A 17,479-nucleotide genomic window follows, 5' to 3' on the forward strand; every position below is an offset into this window, starting at 1 on the left:
TTTTAATCCTTTTTTACTCAGAAATATAGACCACAAATCCATCTGGTAAGATGACTTGATGTCCATCTTCAAGCTGGCAATGACTCGCTAAATCAACAGAGTCTCTTTCTAAAACAAAATTCTCAGGAGACTGGTTAAAGATAGCCTGAACTTCTTTCCCTTCGTAGTTCCACGTTAATGCTAGAACATCTGGTTTCACTTCTTGCAAGCTATAGGAACCATGCTGGATCATGCTTGCCACTTCCTTACGGACCTTGATTAATTGCTTTATGAAATTCAGCATATCATTGTCCTCAGAAACACGGTTCCAAGGCATGACACGACGGCAGTCAGGGTCTGGTCCCCCTTTAAGTGCCAGCTCTGTTCCGTAATAGATACAAGGGGTCCCTTTTTGAAGGTAGAGGAAGACAAGGGCTGCCTTGACATGCTGCACATTTCCTTTTGCAGTTGTGAGGATACGCTCTGTATCATGAGAATCTAAAAGGTTAAACATAACTTCAGCAATTTGTTGCTTGTAGTACATAGACTGGCTGTTGATTTCTGAAATAAACTGCTCTGTCTTTTTATGCTGACGCAAGAAATAATTCTTGATACTTTCAGAGAGTGGATAGTTCATAACAGCATGGAACTCGTCTCCTTGTAGCCAAGGTTGTGAGGTATGCCAGATTTCACCTAATATGTACAAATCAGGCTTTTTAGCAAGAACTGCCTTTCTGAAATCTCTCCAGAACTGGTGGTCAATTTCATTTGCAACGTCCAAACGCCAAGCATCGATATCAAAATTTTCAATCCAGTAGGTTGCAACCCTCAAAAGATAGTCTTTGACTTCAGGGTTAGCTGTATTTAACTTAGGCATATAGCTAGCAAAGGCAAAGGTATGATAAGGTAATTCTCTGGCCTTCTTAAGCTTATCCTCAGTAATTGGAAATTCTTGAATATGAAACCAATCTTTATAAGGGGAATTTTCTCCATTCCTTAGAACATCCTGCCATTGGGCTGACTGATCTCCGATATGGTTAAACACTGCATCTAACATGATTTTGATGCCCCGTTTATGGGCTTCCTCGACTAGATTACGAAAGATTTCCTTGTCTCCAAAGTGACGGTCAATTTCAAAATAATCCGTCGTATCGTACTTGTGATTGGTTGTAGCTTCAAAAATCGGACATAGATAAAGTCCAGTGATTCCCAAATCTTTAAGATAGTCTAAATGGTCAATAATCCCTTGCAAATCTCCACCAAAAAAATCATCCCTTTCAGGAGAAATCTCTGCATCCCACGCTCGAGCTCCATCAGGAGTCAAATTAGGATTTCCATTAGCAAAGCGTTCTGGAAAAATCTGGTACCAAACGGTATTTGAAACCCAGCTTGGAACTTGGCAACCATCGATTTCGTGAATGTAAGGAAGTTTAAAGCCATTTCCTTCAGCATCCAAGTTTTCTTGAGTATGTTCTACACAACCCTTATCTCCGTAGAAGACTCCCTGACCTTCCTTATCAAGAAGTTCAAAGAGATACTGAATCCGTGCAAAATCAACCGATACTGTAACCTGCCAATAATCAAACAAGGCGTCTGAGGTTACTTTGGTCATTTCATTCTTAGCTTCATACTTATCCTCAATAAAAATAAAGGGATCACCATAGTGTAGAATGACCTGCTGGACATCATTTTTCTTGGTTCTAATTCGAATATGTAGCTGACCTTCCTTATAAAGATAAGCATACTCTGATTCTGGTCTATGATAAATGGCTGTTAATTCCATGTCTTGTCTCCTAAATAATCATCATCAACAAAAGTGCAAACATTTTCATAATTGCTAGTTCTAGTATACTATTTTAAGATTCGATTTGCAATTTTTATACCAGTTTTACGATAGATATATAGATGGACAAGGGTAAAATTGAGTAGACTCTTTATGAGCTTTAAAAGAGAGTTTCCATGAACCGGAAAACTCTCCATCATTACGAATCAGATGATTAGAATAAATGCTATCTGATATCTTTAATCTTCTAAAATGAAAATTTCTTCAACATGTAGTTGTAGCAACCTTGCAATTTTCATTGCTAGTTCAAGTGTAGGATTGTACTTGTCATTCTCGATAGCAATAATGGTTTGTCGACTAACGCCTAATATTTTTGCCATATCTTCCTGACGTAGTCCTTCAGACTTTCTTAGCTGTTTGATATTATTTTTCATACAGCATTAGTCTTTCTGAAAACAATAAATGCCAATTGCCAAAACTACGATAAGGATAACAACCATCAAAAATATTCCTTGAACAAGTTTATTAGGTTCTTTAAAATCTTCATCACCATCAATCATTTTCTGTTTTATGGCAGTTTGTGCAAATCCTTGAACAGAAATAGATAAACATAAAATCAGACATGGTAACATTTCAAGTTCAATGCCTTTTGTAATAGATTGATAAATATTAAATACTGTCCACCCACATAAGCCAAATAGAGCCGTTTTATAACCCCATTCCTCAGAACGTAGCTGAATCGCTCTGTCCATTTCATCCATTTTTCTCATAGTCCTGTTCCTCCAATCTGTCAAAACAATGTCAAGAGCTCTTTACATTGTTTATTATACTCTAAATCGATAAAATGTCAAGATGTTTTAACATTTTTAGGCTTTTTTGTTTTCTTCTGTTCTAAGAATATTTCTAACTCCGATTTACAGCCTAGTCAATCCGACAAAGGGCAAGTTCTTTTAATCCTCTGTCGTAAAGGAAGGTTAAACAAAAGTTGTCTGTCATATTTTGAAGCTTGTGTTTACTCATTCCTCTAGGCAAGGCTATAGCGCACCATTCTCTTGTTGCCAGAGAAAATAGCTTTTGCTTGCCCTTCCAATCATCATTCTTAAATAGGGGGCTCAGGATCAGATAAGGCGAATCCGTAAAAATTCCATTGACACCAGCTTTTTTACCTAAAGCCTTTAAATGTTCAGATTCTAATAACTTTTCGATAATACGACCATCACTAGAGATTTTAACAAGAGCATAATAGTCCATGCCCCATTTATTGACAGAGGTTTGACTTTCTCCAGAGCTAAAGGCATAGAGCTCTTGCTTCCAAGATTTCATACTATCGATTTTAGGACAAACATCAGAGCTCGTGTCGTGGTAGGTTAACTCTTTTTTATCAATATGCGAATAAGTGGTCCACTTCGCCTGCTTTTTCGCTCTATCAAATTCTAAAAGGGCAAAGTTTCTTGCTTGATTGGTATAAACTTGATCTTCAAAACACACGGGTATCTGGTCGCTATCTGATACTATTTGAAAATATCTCTCTTGTGCCTTTTTAGGAAGTATACTTTGTGGATCCTTTATGGCAATGATTTCTGGATTAGAAAAATCACCAGTATAATAGACTATTTCCTTGCCAGCCTTGATGATGCCAATATTTTGTCCATCTGTAAAGAGTAGAGGTTCTTCCTCCCAAACATGGTCACAATCCCAAGCATCTATCTCCTTCACACCCAAAGGTGATACTTCAAGCAGACAGTAGCGATTAAAAGCTTCCTTCTCACTAGTCAAGACAAAGGCTCGACCATCATGTAACATGACAGAATTGAAAACACTATTGTAGTCCTTGTCTAGTTCCCATTTATTCAATAGACTTAACTTTAACTTCCCCATTTTCTCTCTCCTAATCCATCACCACTCGTTGATGGCAAATAGAATGGCTGATCTAATATTTCTTAGCAATTGATCTGAAAGTTCATCGTATTGTTGACCAAGTCCCTTATCTTGTGCCAGCCATCCAGGTTCATCATTCCAGGAGCCCATTCCTCCAAAAACATCCGCTGCACTTGCAGCTCTAAATATGCTTAGATGTTGCAGTGGAATTTGAGGGTCTGCCAGTCCTTTACCAGATTCTGGGTCTAGCAAAAAGTTTCTAGCAGAGTGAAAGACTTTGGCAAAGTTCTCACATTCAATTTTACTTGCTAAATCTTCTATACGAGCCAATATGTCCTTAAATTCTTCGATATTATTTTCATAGTGGGGAAGGTCTTGAGAAGACCTTTCCCATTCATACTCGGTGTAGGTAACATCCCAGCCCCTACCTGCGGAAGCAGCTTCCCAATTTGGTAGGAAATAACTTGCCTTCCCATCTTTATAAAAACAGAGAATTGAACTCTGTGTCGTATTGGAGAAACCTAAAATACCTCTGTCATTTACTGAGATAGGGCAAAATAATTTTAAGTCCTTCAAACCTTTTTCCTTAAGATTTTCAAACCAATCAGCTACAGAAAGTTCTGCAGTTTTCCCTTTTTCTGACGGCAAAATTTGAAAGCAAATCTTATTGATATATTGGTCAGGATGATACAAGATTGCCTGATCAGTTTTTAAAGCCTTCCTAGCTGCTGCCACGATACAGGCTATCTGATACATTTGTCCATTCATATGATTTCTTCCATTATCCCTTCAATCAAATTTGTAAGGCTCTCTGCTGCATATATTACCTGATCAGGATCATGGATGTAGCAAATAACCTGACCTTCCTGACCCTCCTGGTCTGGATCAAAATCCAGCATAAGATAACAAGAGTCACAATACTGAGCAAAAGGAAGCCATTTTTTATTAAAAAGATAAGGCTTAATTCTACTATCATGCATGTTTTCTAGGTCTTGACTAGAAAAATAGTCGGGAAATTCTGTTAACAGAGCATCTCTATTTTGAAAGTACTTTTTACAAGTCTCAATTTCCTGTAGACTCATGAGAGAAAAAGTCAAATCTCTCTGGTCAATTACACAAGGTAAAATAGAGAGGTACTTACTCCCATTTTTATAACTATAAAGCTCTTTGAAGTCACTAGGTAGACGAATACCAAATATTTCCTCAAAGGCTTGAAGCTCTTCCTCAGAAGCACCAGAAATGTCCTGATAATCATCTAGGTATTCCTCTTCCACAGGATCATCCAAATCCCAGTCTTCAAAACACTCACAAATATAAGTTTCTATTTTTTTAACTTGATCAATTAATTGCATAATCCCTCCATGATTTCTTTATTTTATCTGTCTTCCAATGCTTTTTAGCGCTTATAACTTGTTTTTTCTAGGAGAAGGGGTTCAGGATTTTGCTTAATCCAAGCAATAGCTAGCTGACACAGGCGGTCTAGGCGAGGCTCGTCATCAAAATCTTTCCCATGAACTTGAGCAATAAGCTCTTTAGTCTCTGATAATTCTTGTTCTGAAAGAGGGATTCCTAGAGACAAGTATTGAGGGAGAGCCTGAAGCATTTTTCTATAGTCCCTGTCCCAGTTGACCCCACCATTTCGATCCAGTTCATCTCGAACTCTGCCTGGGATACGGATAACTTCTCCCTGAACAGTTTTGGCTGCTCCACTTGAAGGAATCAAGAAAGACCATAGTTCCTCATATTGCTCCTCCCAGCTACCTTCTTTTACGAGAATCGGAGAAACTCCATCGTGGGTTATTCGTTTGGCTACTGGCTTAACATCAAACAAAGCATAAAGTTTTTCTAGACCCTGATCTGCTGCTTCTAGATAGTCGGGATTGATCCCTTCTCTATGAAATTCAAAATCCTTACCAATATTTTCAACCTTTTCTTTCATAGCAGATGTTTTCTTAGCACCTGCATCCAGCAGCATAGAGGCAATTTCAGCTGTTTGGGCAATATAGATTCCCCGACAAACCATCAAGACTGAAGCTAGTGGGGTTCTTCCCATATCATTTTTAGCATTGACATCTGCTCCCTTATCAATCAAAAGTTTGACAGTCTTAGGATGGAAAAACTCAGCTGCTACATGTAGGGGAGTCTCACCATAGGTATTAGGTTTTCCAATATCTGCCCCCAATTCGAGCAAGAGTTTAACTGTATCTCTCCCCAAGATTGCTTGACGGTACAAGGGAGTCGCTCCATAATAATCTAGGACATTAATATCTAAGCCTTTTTCTACCAGCCAGATAACCAATTCATCCGGAACTCCTCCCATATGCAGAGGTGTACATAAGCTAAATCTTCCATCATGAGCGGTTAATTCACAACGATCATAGACTGCTTTAAGGGCTTCAATATTTCCTTCATCCATTAAATCCTTAAACTCTTTTGGTAATGTAACTCTTTTCTTTGCCATTTTTAGTTCCTTTCTTCTGATTCAGCATCTAGGGCAAGCCATTGAAGATTGTCAACCGTTTTCAAAGTCAGGACTTGTCCATCATAATCATTTTTCAACTCAAGACCGTTTTGCTCAATAGATATATGATTGTACCAGTGGTCTAGGCTGGCGTATTCCCCCGTATGAATGTTGATGAGCATACTCGTTATGGGATCCCAAGTCCCTTTCTTAACTGTTTCTGCTAAGAGGTAGTAAGCATCTAAAAATATGAGATTTCTCCCATAGATCCAAAAGGGCAGATCAAGCCCCAACAAAGGCAACTTGGCAGAAAAAATCTCATCACCGTGTGGTGGCACGGTTTCATAATGAAATTCTATTTCACTGCCATAATAGGCAATCAGGGCTCCCTGACCTCCGATATTTTGAGGAATCCCTTCCTCAGCTACAATAAATTCCATGACCTGCTCCTTCTATTTTCAATCATAAAATCCGACCAGACTCTGCCAGAATATCAAACTGGACTCATGGCCTTTTCTAGTCATCAAGTGGATGAAGTTACTTTCATAACCCTTCCAAACTGCAGATTGAGCCGTTCCCATGGCTCTAACAAATGCTAGAAAATCTGGTGCCAGCCATATTTTTTCATCATAGTTCATCTCTGCATCAAGAGCATAGACCGCCCCAGATTGACAATCCAGCAAAATAGTGTAGGGATCTCCATTTGCAATGATGATCAAGCCTCTTTCTTGTAGAGTCGAGTAATCATGGTATTCCAGATTGCGATTGATTAGCCAAGTAAGACTAGTGTCGTTCCCATATCCAAACTGGTAACCTAAAAAACCGACCTGCCCCCAGTTATAGGCCAAAATATATTTCCTAAAAATCGAATCCAAGTCTTGGATTTGCAGTTGTTTTTTCAAACGATCCAGTTCAGACACGGGCACTTCCGTTTGGTTCAGGACAATCCCTTCTCTTATCTCAGGGTCCAGCCCCTGTGTTTCTTCTTGGGTAAGGGAAATGATTTGTTCAATTGTCAATAATTCCATTGTCAACCTCCGACTATACATGAGTCATTATCTAGGGTAAGCTAGCTGGTTTGGGACTTCATTTATCTAATGAACGTTCTTATCTCTATTATACCTCAAAGCTATCTAACAGGGATAAACTACCAGTATTTTCAGGGATTTTTTTGGTCAACAACTTCTCCTAATTAAAGCAAAAAGCCATTCCTCAAGGGAACAGCCTTCTCACTTATAATTAAAGGTTCCCCCAGCCAACTTATCTGCTAGCTTGGGAAAGAGGGTGTAAAACTTGTGTGCTAGATTGAGCAAGATTGGGAGATTGAGCTCGCGTTTGTTTTTTCCGATGGTCTTAACAATCTTTTGCGCGACAGCATCTGGTTCCAATAGAAAACGGTCAACCGACTTGAGATAGGTCCCATCTGGATCTGCCTGGTCAAAAAATCCTGTACGGATAGGTCCTGGATTAACAGTTGTCACATAGACACCATAGGGCATGAGTTCAAGGCGCAAAGCATTTGAAAAACCAATGGCCGCAAACTTGGTCGCAGAGTATAGACTGGACCTAGCAGTCGCTATCAATCCTGCCATACTGACGATATTGATGATATGACCTTTTCGCATTTCCTTCATACGAGAAGCAACCAAACGAGATAGATTCATGAGAGCAAAGGTGTTAACCTCAAACATTTGATGAATATCTTGATTAGAAATCTTGTCAAAATCCTCAAAAATCCCATAACCAGCGTTGTTAATCAAAACATCAATCTTACCATAACGGAGATAGAGGTCAGCTACCAATCCTTCTAAGGCTTGCTCATCGGTAATATCAATCTCGACCAATTCTGCCTGTGGATGATTTCCGTATAGTTGAACTAATTTTTCTCTATTTCTACCCAGCAAAATAAGTTGGTCTTGAGGCAAGAGTTTGACCATTTCTTGGGCTAGACCACCACTGGCACCTGTAATGAGAATAGTAGACATACTTTTCCTTTCTCGAGATTCTAGATTTCCACTTCTTCTAGATCTTTAACCACATGAACATTTTCAAAAATACTAGCAGCGTCTTTCTTGAGCTGGCTGATATCTTTTGATAGGAAACGAGCACTGATGTGGTTGAGCAAAAGCCGTTTGGCACCGGCTTCTACTGCGACCTGCGCTGCCTGCATGTTAGTAGAGTGACCATGATTGCGAGCAATTTTTTCATCGCCCTTGCCATAAGTTGATTCATGGACAAGGATATCCGCATTGACAGCCAGACGCACACTGGCATCCGTTTTTCGAGTATCACCCAAGATAGTGATAATCTTACCTGGACGTGGAGCTGAGATGTAGTCTGCTGCCTTGATCTCGGTGCCGTCCTCTAATACAACATCCTGACCGTTTTTGATTTTTCCAAAAAGCGGTCCAAATGGTACACCAGCAGTCTTTAGTTTTTCAGCGTCCAAGGTCCCTTCTAGATCCTTTTGCATGACACGATAACCCACACAGAAAATAGTGTGATCCAACTCTTCCGCATACACCGTGAATTTATCTGTCTCAAGAATTTTCCCTAGAGAATCTTGGTCAAACTCATGGAAATGAATCTTATAGGGCAGACGTGAACCAGACACACGAAGACTGGTCAAGACAAAAGATTTGATGCCTTGAGGACCATAGATTTCCAAATCTGTTTGCTCTTCATTGGCTTGAAAGGCACGACTAGATAGGAAACCAGGCAAACCAAAGATATGATCTCCGTGCAAGTGGGTTATAAAGATTTTGCTGACCTTACGTGGTCGAATCGTGGTTTCCAGAATGCGATTTTGCGTTCCTTCGCCACAGTCAAAGAGCCAAACTTCGTTAATCTCGTCCAAGAGTTTCAGGGCGAGACTTGAAACATTGCGGGCTTTAGAGGGCTGACCAGCCCCCGTTCCTAAAAATTGAATATCCATTCGATACTTTCTAATTAATATATAACATAGCAGTGCGGTTTTCCGAGCGATAATAAAACTTGCCAGAAAAAGCTTTAGCTTCTTGTAGTAAATCCTCTTGGCTGTAGCCTTTAAGTCGCTTTCTTCCATCTGCCAAGCTTTCCAAATCTGTCAAAGCTGTGAGATTTTCAACGTTAACAACTTCCTCTTCTCCGATTGCCTTCATGTAAATCTTCCCAGACTCCACAAAAACTAGCTGATGGGGAAAAATTTGCGCAATCTCAAAGAGTAATTCATCCGTAATTGCTTCCTCGTTCTCTGAGAAAATGCGACCTAGTCCTTCTTTCTCGTAGCAAAAGCCAAAGGATTTACCCGACAGATTGAGCCGAATAAAGGGCTTGCTTTCTTCCGTGAAATTTGGCTCAGCATTGTAGAGGTTTAATTCTTTACTGACTTCCGCAAAATAATCGGTCGCAGCCTCGGGGCTCTTTTTCTGGTAGAGCTCGGCAAAGTAGGCATTCACTACGCTGGGTGGAGGTGTAATGAGAGCTAGTTGCTCCTCTTCAGACCTACCAGCTAAAAGCTGGTCCAGATAGACCTTGTCTAAACTTGTATAGCCACCATACTTGAGAGCTAATGATTTGATATCAGTCATAAAATTCTTCTAATCTCCATTTATTTTTCTCAGAAATGTAGCCTGTAATCACTTCACCGTCATCTTGGTAGTCACGTTCTTCTAAGATAGCAACACTCTCCAAATCATGAATCTTGTAAGACTTAGAAAAAGGCACACGCAAAGTAAAGGGTTCAAAAATTTCCTTAATCTTATCCAGCAATAAAGCCTGCAACTGTTCGCGACTATCCTTAGATTTAGCAGAAATCAGTGCATAAGGCGTTTGGGTAGGCGTAAAGTCCTCCACCAAATCCGCTTTATTATAAAGGGTCAAGCGAGGAATATCCTCCATGTCCAAGTCTTTCATAATGGAAAGAACTGTTTTTTCATGTTCCTCATGGTAAGGATTACTGGCATCGATAACATGAACCAGAAGGTCTACATGCTTGCTTTCTTCCAAGGTCGACTTGAAACTTGACACCAATTCGGTTGGTAAGTCTTGAATAAATCCAACGGTATCTGTCAAGGTTACCTGTAGATTGCCACCAAGATGGATGCTCTTAGTCGTCGCATCCAGAGTCGCAAAGAGCTCATCTGCTTCATACTGGGTCTTGCTGGTCAAGGTGTTCATGATAGTTGACTTTCCAGCATTGGTATAGCCAATCAAACCAATCTTAAAAGTACTTGACTCCAACCGTTTTTCTCGAACTGTCGCCCGATTTTTCTCAACCACCTTGAGCTGGCGCTCGATATCTGTAATCTGGTTGCGAACACTACGACGATTCAGCTCCAGCTGGCTTTCACCTGGACCACGGGAACCAATCCCCCCTGCCTGACGGCTGAGCATAATCCCTTGACCAACTAGACGAGGCAAGAGGTATTTGAGCTGAGCTAGATGAACTTGGAGCTTCCCTTCATGGCTTCGAGCTCTCATGGCAAAGATATCCAAAATCAACTGCATACGGTCAATGACCTTGACACCCAGAACTTCTTCTAGATTGACATTTTGCCTTGGGGTCAGACGGTTGTTGACGATGACAGTGGTGATTTCTTCTGCATCCACCATGAGGGCAATTTCTTCCAACTTACCAGAGCCAACGAAGGTCTTGGAGTCATACTTTTCACGTTTTTGTCTGTAGCTATCGACTACAACTGCACCAGCCGTCTTAGCCAGACTCGCCAGCTCTTCCATGGAGAGGTCAAAATTGTCCATGCCCTGAAGTTCAACACCAATCAGCAGGACTCGCTCCTCTTTTTTCTCCGTTTCAATCATTTAAAAACTCCTCAATCTGGCTTAAAATTCGCTCTTTTACACCAGATTCTCCTATCTGATAAAAGGTCACCTGCATGCGATTACGGAACCAGGTTAGCTGACGCTTGGCAAAACGGCGTGTCGCTTGCTTGAGACTATCGCTAGCCTCCTCCAAACTTTGCTCTCCTCGAAAATAGGGAAAGAGTTCCTTGTAGCCAATGCCTTTAGCAGCTTGCACATTTGAAAAATGATCAAAGAGCCACTTTGCTTCGTCCAAAAGTCCAGCTTCGAACATCAAATCCACTCGGTGGTTAATCCGCTCATAGAGTTGACTGCGCTCATCATCCAAGCAAATAATCAGAGGCTCATATAAACTTTCTTGATTTCCCAAATCTTGTCCAAAATGGGCAATTTCCAAGGCACGCATAGCACGACGACGATTAAACTGGGGAATTTCAAGGCCTGCTTGATCCACCAGATGGGCTAACTCCTCATCCGAAAAAGGCTCTAGACTAGCGCGATAGGCTAAAATGTCCTCATGTGGTGTCTCTCCACCTAAATGATATCCTTCTAGCAGGCTTTGGATATAAAGTCCTGTCCCACCAGCAATAATAGCAAGTTTACCACGACTTTGAATATCCTCAATGGCCGCCTTAGCTTCTGAAACAAAATCAAAAGCCGAGTAAGACTCGGTTACTTCTCTCACATCAATCAAATGATGAGGGACAGTTGCCTGCTCCTCCGGACTAGCCTTGGCTGTCCCAATATCTAGTCCTCGATAGACTTGTTGGCTATCTCCACTAACAACTTCGCCATTAAAATGCTTAGCAACTTCAATGGCTAGAGCTGTCTTTCCAACTGCAGTCGGTCCAACAATCACAATTATTTTTGTTTTCATCTTTTTTCCTTGAAAAATTCCCATTTTTTCGTTACTATTATTATATCATAAAAAGGTCAGTCAGAAAAATACGACCTCTTGAGGTAGCTGGCTGATTTATAAGTTAAAGGAGGAATACTCATGGCTAAAGGATTCGCTAAAGGTCTTGTAACAGGTATTGCAGGAACTGTCGCTGCAGTTGCAGGTGCAGTATACGCAGTTAAAAAGAAAGTGATCGAACCAGAAGAACAAAAAGCAGCTTTCATCGAAGAAAATCGTAAGAAAGCAGCGCGTCGTCGCGTATCACACTAAGCAACAAAAGAAGTTGAGATTTTTCTCAACTTCTTTTTTTCTATTCTTTTATACTCAATAAAAACCAAATAGGAAACTAGGAATCTAGCGTGGTTTGAAGAGATTTTCAGAGAGTATTAAATTGCCAAGTCAAACTTCAACTGTGGCTTGACTGGATCATAATCAACCAGCTCAAAATCCTCTGCTTTAATATCAAAGAAATTAGTCTTGTCTGGTACATTCAAGACCAAACGTGGTTGGCAATTTGAAGGCTCACGACGAAGCAATTCCTGAGCTTGTTCAAATTGATTGTCATAGATGTGAAGGTTGTTGATAAAGTAGAAGAATTTTCCAACTTTCCAACCAAAGTGTTTAGCAATCATCATCTGAAGAGCCACATACTGCATGGCATTGATGTGGTGAGCTACTAGCATATCATTAGAACGCTGGGTCAAAGTCGCATCCAGATAGATGTCCCCATCAACTCGACGGACATCAAACATAGTCTGAAAGGCACAAGGAAGAAGGCCATCTGTCTCCTCAAAAGCCTGATAATCCCAAAGTGAGATGATATTGCGACGGTTCCAAGGATTGGCTTCTAACTGTTTGAGAATCTTGTTAATGATGTCATGCTTCTTAACAACAGCCCCATAACGTTCCCCAATAGTCCCTGTATCTCCAACTTCCCAGTCATTCCAGTAGTGAACATTGTACTTGTCATTGAGAACTTCCAAACTATTGGTCTGATCTTGGTAGATCCAAAGCACTTCTTTAATAGCTGATTTAATAGCGATAGGACGCAAAGTTGTGATGGGAAATTCACCCTTAGACAAATCATACTCTGCAAAGGCACCTGTGATGTACTTGGAGTTAGCCACTGTTCCATCCTTGTACTTGGGACGAGCTTGCTCAGAAAACACACCCTCATTCAGGATTCGCTCGATATTTTCTTTAAAAATCTTATCCGCTTTTGTCATTTACTCTCACCTCAATTATTGTCTTAACTAGTATAGCATAAAAAAAGAAAGGAGGAAAATCACTCGCTTACAGAAAGCAATTTTCTCCTTTTTATGTTTATTTATTGCAATACAAGTGATGCAGCACCAATCACTCCAGCGTCATTTCCTAGAGTTGCAAGAGCCAATTTAGTTGTTGTGCGGACTTGTGGGAAGGTATTTTCATCATAAACCTTTTGCACGCCTTGGAGGAGGAATTCTCCCGCAGCAGATACACCACCACCGATAACAATCGTTGATGGATTTAGGATAGAACCGATGTTGGCACATGCAATACCCAAATAACGTGAGAAGTTACGGTAAACGATCAAGGCAAGGTCGTCTCCTTCTTTTGCCAAATCAAAGACAGTTTTAGCTGTTACTTCTTCTCCGTCATCAATCAAGCGTTTCAACTCTGCATCGCCTTCGTATTCATCTGCGTAACGACGAGTCAAGTTAACGATACCTGTCGCTGAAGCTACTGTCTCAAGACAGCCTTTCTTACCGCAAGTACATGCGATTGGTTGGTCAAAGTCAACAGTGATATGGCCGAGCTCACCTGCTGCACCAGCAACACCGTGAAGCAATTTGCCTTCTGCTACGATACCGCCACCAACACCTGTACCAAGTGTCATAAAGACAACATCTGGTTGGTTGTCACCAGCACCCATCCAACGCTCACCAAGAGCTGCCACGTTGGCGTCATTGTCGATAAAGAATGGAATCCCCAAGGCTTTTTCCATTTTTTCTTTGATTGGTTGAAGAGTTTTCCAGTTGAGGTTGTAGGCACCGATAACAGTCCCTTTTTCACGGTCAACCACACCAGGTGACCCCATACCAATTCCACGGAAATCTTCAGCAGACAATCCAAGCAAGCCCAAACGGTGTTGAATAGTTTCAATCATATCGTCTACGATATGGCTTCCTTCATCCAAAATGTTTGTCTTAATAGACCATTTTTCTTGGATTTCTCCTTCTTGCGTTAAAATAGCGAACTTGATAGAAGTCCCACCAAGGTCAATCCCAATAATCTTTTGACTCATCGTCTTCTCCTTATCCTTAATTGAAAATGCTTATAGTAATAGTATAACAAAAACTACTTATCAATGCAGAGGTTTGCATTAACTTTACAGAATTTTTTCTATTCTATGGTTTCCACAAACCAGAAGCATCTACATAATAGCGCCCGCCATCCACTCGCTCATTCTTAGCCATTTTGCCATCTGATTTGAGATAGTAATTTCCTTGCCATGCATTGCGAGCATAAGATCCATCTGATTTCAAGTAATACCAGGCTTGGTAAGAAGAATCATAGACCCACTCACTCTGAGCCATTTTCCCATTTGACTTGAGGTAATAGGCACCTTGCCAAGTATTATGCGCATAAGATCCATCTGATTTGAGGTAATACCAAGCTTTGTAGTAAGAATCATAAAGCCATTCACCCTGAGCCATCTTACCATCTGATTTGAGATAGTAACTTCCTTGCCAAGTATTGCGTGCATAAGAACCATCTGATTTAAGGTAATACCAGGCTTGGTAATAGTTATCGTGTACCCACTCATTCTCAGCCATTCTTCCATCTGACTTGAGATAGTAAGCACCCTGCCAAGTATTTGTTACTGGTTTTCCATTTTCAGAAAAATAGTACCAAGATCCATTTTGACGAACCCAGCCACTTTCAGCTGCTACACTTGTGGTAGGTGCTGCACTATTTGGTGCTACATTGGTGTTAGCTTGAGAGGTACTCGACTTTTTCTCTTTTAAAACACCCTTAGGCGCATTCTTCGATTCACAGGCAATCCCATCATGATCCTTATCTAGAGTAGCAGAATACCCTGGTTCTCCCTTATGAATATCTGCATAACCATTCTCCCAAGCTTCCTTACAGCTTGAAAAATGGATACTTTCATCTGCCACAACTGGATGTAAAAACAAAGCTAGAGCAGGTAAAGAAGCTAGGCCTAGTTTTAATAAACGACGTTTGTTCATGATTTTCTCCTAAAATTATAATATCAATCTCAATATTATTTTATCAAACTTGTTTCTGCAATTCAAGAAAACTTCTAGTTATTTCTGCAAACTCTTTTGGTTTTGCCCTATTCAAAACATGAGGGCCGTCAGGGATAATCTGGAACTGGGAATTTGGCATCAGTTCTTGAATAGCTCTCATTGAACTGAGATTAGGCTTATCCTGACTACCACAAATTAACAAGCTTGGATAGGGACAATTCCGTGCACTCTCTCTTAAATCAAGTGTTTTTAATTCCTCAGAAACTCCAACCATAAGAGCTTTATCTGCTCCCTGTTTCTCAAATATCCTTTTTGGGAGTAGTTTAAATATCAGCAACTGAATGTAAAAAGGAATGTTACCTGCTAGTTTCAGTGGGCAACCTGACAAAACCAAGGCCTGAAGATTTGGTATATCAGAACTTGAAAGCTCCAATGCAAGGGCAGCCCCTAAGGACAAACCGATTAGGACAAAAGGTTCTGTTTCCACTGTTAAGCGCTGATAAATGCGCTCCTTAGCTTCTTGGTAGGTAGCAACTCCGGAAGGAAATAAGTCTAGGGCTTCAGAGGGATAATCTGCAAGCAACTCTTGCACTTCTTTCCAACTCTCCGCTGACTGACCTAGGCCATGTAAAAATATTAATTTCATTTAGTTCTCCCTTACTGACAACTCATATAAGCCCCTTACTGCATTACAAGCATAAATGACTTCTGCCTGTTTCAAATCTTCTATGGTCAAAACCTTCTCTTCTACTTGCCCATTTTCAAGCAAGTGTTGACGATAAATCCCTGGTAAAATGCCAAGACTACTAGGTGGGGTATAGAGTTTGCTATTCATTTTTAAGACCAGATTCCCAATAGAGGTTTCAAGCAATTTTCCATCAGCAGTGTGATAGATGATTTCCTGCTCTCCCACTGTCAAATGTGGTCGGTGTGTCGTCTTAAAGTAGGTAAAGGCCTGCTCCAAATCAGCTTCTTGCTGACAAAGCTTGGCCTGACAAAAACTAGAGCTAAGCGTTGTCAATACTTGTCGTTCAATTTCAATCTCTCCAGATTTGCTGAGACTGATTCGTATCCGATAATCTTGATGGACGCCACAAGACTGGTACTCCTTCTCTATTTTTTGTTTCAAAACTTCTTGGTCAAATGGAAAGGCAAAATAACGACTAGCCTTTTTCAATCTTTCTAGATGTTGCTTTTCAAAGAGCAATTTTTTCTGGCTGATTTTCCCTGTCGTAATCAATTGAAAACGAGGTTGTTTTCGGTAAAGAACAGCTGCCTTTTGATGGACTTCACGGTATTCTGACTCCCAAGTACTATCCCAAGTGATGCCACCTCCGACACCATAGATAGCTTGCCCTCCATGCAGTTGAATAGTTCGAATAGCTACATTGAAAATCCGTCGTCCATTGGGAAGTAGGAGGCCAACAGTTCCACAGTAAACTCCTCTAGCTTGCGGTTCCAAGTTTTTGATAATTTCCATGGTCGCTATCTTGGGAGCTCCTGTGATGGAGCCACATGGAAAGAGCGAACGGAAGATTTCTACTAGATCAACATCCGGTTGTAACTGACTCTTGATAGTCGAAGTCATCTGCCACACTGTAGAATACTGCTCTACTTGGCATAAATGCTCCACATGCTCACTACCAACCTCAGAAATACGATTCATATCATTTCGCAAGAGGTCTACTATCATCATGTTTTCTGAACGATTTTTTGGATCCTGCTCCAACCAAGCCGCTTCCTTCAAGTCTTCAACGTCGTTCAGACCCCGTTTAGTCGTCCCCTTCATAGGGCGAGTCGTTAATTCACGGCTATTTTGCTCAAAAAAAAGTTCTGGACTCATGGAAATCACTGCCATGTCGTCATGCTCTACATAAGCATTGTAACCCGCTTCCTGCTCGACAACCATACGATTGTAGATAGCAAAAGGATTGGCAGACAACTCCTGCTTGAGTTGAACCGTATAATTGACTTGATAAGTATCGCCCTGTCGCAAATGATGGTGAATCTGGGCAATGGCCTTTTCATAGTCCTCTGCAGATGTTACTTTCTGCCAGTTTGATGGCAAATCCACCTCCTCATAAGTCAGAGGAATACTGGATGTTTCAACTTTGTCATGAACAGTAAAGTAAAGCAAATACTCCTCCAGTAAGGGAGCCTTGTGGACCGCTAATTTTTCCTCAAAAGCTGGCGCAGCCTCATAACTGATATAACCTACCACATAATAGCCTTGCTCTTGGTAGCTTTCCACTTGTGCCAGCAGGTCTGCCACTTCTGCTAAATCTCTGGTTTTTAACTCTTTAATAGGCTGGGTAAAGGTGTATCGCTCGCCCAAAGCCCTGAAATCAATCACTGTTTTTCTATGCATATCTTAAGTATACCATAAAAGCCAGACCCCAACAGGAAATCTGGCAATTTTATTC

20 protein-coding genes are annotated in these 17,479 nt (G+C 40.7%); 1 reads left to right on the plus strand and 19 read right to left on the minus strand.

Going from position 1 to position 17,479, the window contains the following annotated elements:
• Window positions 1-13 precede the first annotated feature (13 nt).
• The 14 genes from ACESOD_RS03060 to miaA form a co-directional block, all read right to left on the minus strand.
• Window positions 14-1,762 (minus strand): glycoside hydrolase family 13 protein, encoded by a 1,749-nt coding sequence (locus ACESOD_RS03060; RefSeq protein ID WP_060956050.1) that lies wholly within the window; start codon window positions 1,760-1,762, stop codon window positions 14-16.
• Between the two features lie 239 nt (window positions 1,763-2,001).
• Window positions 2,002-2,196, minus strand: a complete 195-nt coding sequence (locus tag ACESOD_RS03065; protein ID WP_033584559.1) for a helix-turn-helix transcriptional regulator — start codon at window positions 2,194-2,196, stop codon at window positions 2,002-2,004.
• Between the two features lie 6 nt (window positions 2,197-2,202).
• Window positions 2,203-2,532, minus strand: coding sequence for a hypothetical protein (locus ACESOD_RS03070; RefSeq protein ID WP_373093926.1), 330 nt, complete (start codon window positions 2,530-2,532; stop codon window positions 2,203-2,205).
• A gap of 151 nt (window positions 2,533-2,683) precedes the next feature.
• Window positions 2,684-3,640 (minus strand): hypothetical protein, encoded by a 957-nt coding sequence (locus tag ACESOD_RS03075; protein WP_373093928.1) that lies wholly within the window; start codon window positions 3,638-3,640, stop codon window positions 2,684-2,686.
• An 18-nt stretch (window positions 3,641-3,658) separates the two neighbouring features.
• Entirely contained in the window at window positions 3,659-4,408 is a 750-nt protein-coding gene (locus ACESOD_RS03080) for a hypothetical protein (protein WP_373093930.1), read from the minus strand.
• Entirely contained in the window at window positions 4,405-4,992 is a 588-nt protein-coding gene (locus tag ACESOD_RS03085; RefSeq protein WP_373093932.1) for an SMI1/KNR4 family protein, read from the minus strand. The genes ACESOD_RS03080 and ACESOD_RS03085 overlap by 4 nt, the downstream gene beginning before the upstream one ends.
• Window positions 4,993-5,036: 44 nt before the next feature.
• The gene (locus tag ACESOD_RS03090; protein ID WP_373093934.1) at window positions 5,037-6,101 is read right to left on the minus strand and encodes an ankyrin repeat domain-containing protein; all 1,065 of its coding nucleotides are present in this window, start codon (window positions 6,099-6,101) and stop codon (window positions 5,037-5,039) included.
• A gap of 2 nt (window positions 6,102-6,103) precedes the next feature.
• Window positions 6,104-6,541, minus strand: a complete 438-nt coding sequence (locus ACESOD_RS03095) for a hypothetical protein (RefSeq protein WP_373093936.1) — start codon at window positions 6,539-6,541, stop codon at window positions 6,104-6,106.
• Window positions 6,542-6,559: 18 nt separating this feature from the next.
• Entirely contained in the window at window positions 6,560-7,129 is a 570-nt protein-coding gene (locus ACESOD_RS03100) for an SMI1/KNR4 family protein (RefSeq protein WP_373093938.1), read from the minus strand.
• Between the two features lie 201 nt (window positions 7,130-7,330).
• Complete coding sequence (locus tag ACESOD_RS03105) at window positions 7,331-8,086, minus strand: SDR family NAD(P)-dependent oxidoreductase (protein WP_373093940.1); 756 nt, start codon at window positions 8,084-8,086, stop codon at window positions 7,331-7,333.
• Window positions 8,087-8,106: 20 nt separating this feature from the next.
• Window positions 8,107-9,036, minus strand: coding sequence for a ribonuclease Z (gene rnz, locus ACESOD_RS03110; protein ID WP_373093942.1), 930 nt, complete (start codon window positions 9,034-9,036; stop codon window positions 8,107-8,109).
• 10 nt (window positions 9,037-9,046) lie between these two features.
• Window positions 9,047-9,670, minus strand: a complete 624-nt coding sequence (locus ACESOD_RS03115; RefSeq protein ID WP_373093943.1) for a cystathionine beta-lyase — start codon at window positions 9,668-9,670, stop codon at window positions 9,047-9,049.
• Window positions 9,663-10,901 (minus strand): GTPase HflX, encoded by a 1,239-nt coding sequence (gene hflX / locus ACESOD_RS03120; protein ID WP_373093944.1) that lies wholly within the window; start codon window positions 10,899-10,901, stop codon window positions 9,663-9,665. Before hflX ends, ACESOD_RS03115 begins: the two co-directional genes overlap by 8 nt.
• Window positions 10,894-11,778 (minus strand): tRNA (adenosine(37)-N6)-dimethylallyltransferase MiaA, encoded by an 885-nt coding sequence (miaA, locus tag ACESOD_RS03125; protein ID WP_373093946.1) that lies wholly within the window; start codon window positions 11,776-11,778, stop codon window positions 10,894-10,896. Before miaA ends, hflX begins: the two co-directional genes overlap by 8 nt.
• Window positions 11,779-11,898: 120 nt before the next feature.
• Here miaA and ACESOD_RS03130 point away from each other — a divergent pair, with 120 nt between their 5' ends.
• Window positions 11,899-12,069, plus strand: a complete 171-nt coding sequence (locus tag ACESOD_RS03130; RefSeq protein ID WP_001051776.1) for a DUF3042 family protein — start codon at window positions 11,899-11,901, stop codon at window positions 12,067-12,069.
• 116 nt (window positions 12,070-12,185) lie between these two features.
• Here the strand turns inward: ACESOD_RS03130 and ACESOD_RS03135 are convergent, their stop codons facing one another.
• From ACESOD_RS03135 to pabB, 5 genes are all read right to left on the minus strand, one after another.
• Complete coding sequence (locus tag ACESOD_RS03135; protein WP_006148085.1) at window positions 12,186-13,025, minus strand: thymidylate synthase; 840 nt, start codon at window positions 13,023-13,025, stop codon at window positions 12,186-12,188.
• 101 nt (window positions 13,026-13,126) lie between these two features.
• Window positions 13,127-14,086 (minus strand): ROK family glucokinase, encoded by a 960-nt coding sequence (locus tag ACESOD_RS03140; RefSeq protein WP_000078556.1) that lies wholly within the window; start codon window positions 14,084-14,086, stop codon window positions 13,127-13,129.
• 103 nt (window positions 14,087-14,189) lie between these two features.
• Window positions 14,190-15,035, minus strand: coding sequence for an excalibur calcium-binding domain-containing protein (locus ACESOD_RS03145; RefSeq protein WP_373093948.1), 846 nt, complete (start codon window positions 15,033-15,035; stop codon window positions 14,190-14,192).
• Between the two features lie 43 nt (window positions 15,036-15,078).
• A complete protein-coding gene (locus tag ACESOD_RS03150; RefSeq protein WP_373093949.1) occupies window positions 15,079-15,702 on the minus strand; it encodes an alpha/beta fold hydrolase in 624 nt (207 codons plus the stop codon).
• Window positions 15,703-17,424, minus strand: coding sequence for an aminodeoxychorismate synthase component I (gene pabB / locus ACESOD_RS03155; protein ID WP_373093951.1), 1,722 nt, complete (start codon window positions 17,422-17,424; stop codon window positions 15,703-15,705).
• Between the last annotated feature and the right edge of the window lie 55 nt (window positions 17,425-17,479).

The sequence above is a fragment of the Streptococcus oralis genome (assembly GCF_964238205.1).
GTDB lineage: Bacteria > Bacillota > Bacilli > Lactobacillales > Streptococcaceae > Streptococcus > Streptococcus oralis_CZ.

Coding starts and splice junctions, on each gene's coding strand:
- ACESOD_RS03070 (WP_373093926.1), bottom strand. CDS start 2,532: ATGAGAAAAATGGATGAAATGGACAGAGCGATTCAGCTACGTTCTGAG.
- ACESOD_RS03060 (WP_060956050.1), bottom strand. CDS start 1,762: ATGGAATTAACAGCCATTTATCATAGACCAGAATCAGAGTATGCTTAT.
- pabB (WP_373093951.1), bottom strand. CDS start 17,424: ATGCATAGAAAAACAGTGATTGATTTCAGGGCTTTGGGCGAGCGATAC.
- ACESOD_RS03140 (WP_000078556.1), bottom strand. CDS start 14,086: ATGAGTCAAAAGATTATTGGGATTGACCTTGGTGGGACTTCTATCAAG.
- ACESOD_RS03090 (WP_373093934.1), bottom strand. CDS start 6,101: ATGGCAAAGAAAAGAGTTACATTACCAAAAGAGTTTAAGGATTTAATG.
- ACESOD_RS03135 (WP_006148085.1), bottom strand. CDS start 13,025: ATGACAAAAGCGGATAAGATTTTTAAAGAAAATATCGAGCGAATCCTG.
- miaA (WP_373093946.1), bottom strand. CDS start 11,778: ATGAAAACAAAAATAATTGTGATTGTTGGACCGACTGCAGTTGGAAAG.
- ACESOD_RS03145 (WP_373093948.1), bottom strand. CDS start 15,035: ATGAACAAACGTCGTTTATTAAAACTAGGCCTAGCTTCTTTACCTGCT.
- ACESOD_RS03075 (WP_373093928.1), bottom strand. CDS start 3,640: ATGGGGAAGTTAAAGTTAAGTCTATTGAATAAATGGGAACTAGACAAG.
- ACESOD_RS03080 (WP_373093930.1), bottom strand. CDS start 4,408: ATGAATGGACAAATGTATCAGATAGCCTGTATCGTGGCAGCAGCTAGG.
- ACESOD_RS03115 (WP_373093943.1), bottom strand. CDS start 9,670: ATGACTGATATCAAATCATTAGCTCTCAAGTATGGTGGCTATACAAGT.
- ACESOD_RS03130 (WP_001051776.1), top strand. CDS start 11,899: ATGGCTAAAGGATTCGCTAAAGGTCTTGTAACAGGTATTGCAGGAACT.
- ACESOD_RS03065 (WP_033584559.1), bottom strand. CDS start 2,196: ATGAAAAATAATATCAAACAGCTAAGAAAGTCTGAAGGACTACGTCAG.
- hflX (WP_373093944.1), bottom strand. CDS start 10,901: ATGATTGAAACGGAGAAAAAAGAGGAGCGAGTCCTGCTGATTGGTGTT.
- ACESOD_RS03100 (WP_373093938.1), bottom strand. CDS start 7,129: ATGGAATTATTGACAATTGAACAAATCATTTCCCTTACCCAAGAAGAA.
- rnz (WP_373093942.1), bottom strand. CDS start 9,036: ATGGATATTCAATTTTTAGGAACGGGGGCTGGTCAGCCCTCTAAAGCC.
- ACESOD_RS03085 (WP_373093932.1), bottom strand. CDS start 4,992: ATGCAATTAATTGATCAAGTTAAAAAAATAGAAACTTATATTTGTGAG.
- ACESOD_RS03105 (WP_373093940.1), bottom strand. CDS start 8,086: ATGTCTACTATTCTCATTACAGGTGCCAGTGGTGGTCTAGCCCAAGAA.
- ACESOD_RS03095 (WP_373093936.1), bottom strand. CDS start 6,541: ATGGAATTTATTGTAGCTGAGGAAGGGATTCCTCAAAATATCGGAGGT.
- ACESOD_RS03150 (WP_373093949.1), bottom strand. CDS start 15,702: ATGAAATTAATATTTTTACATGGCCTAGGTCAGTCAGCGGAGAGTTGG.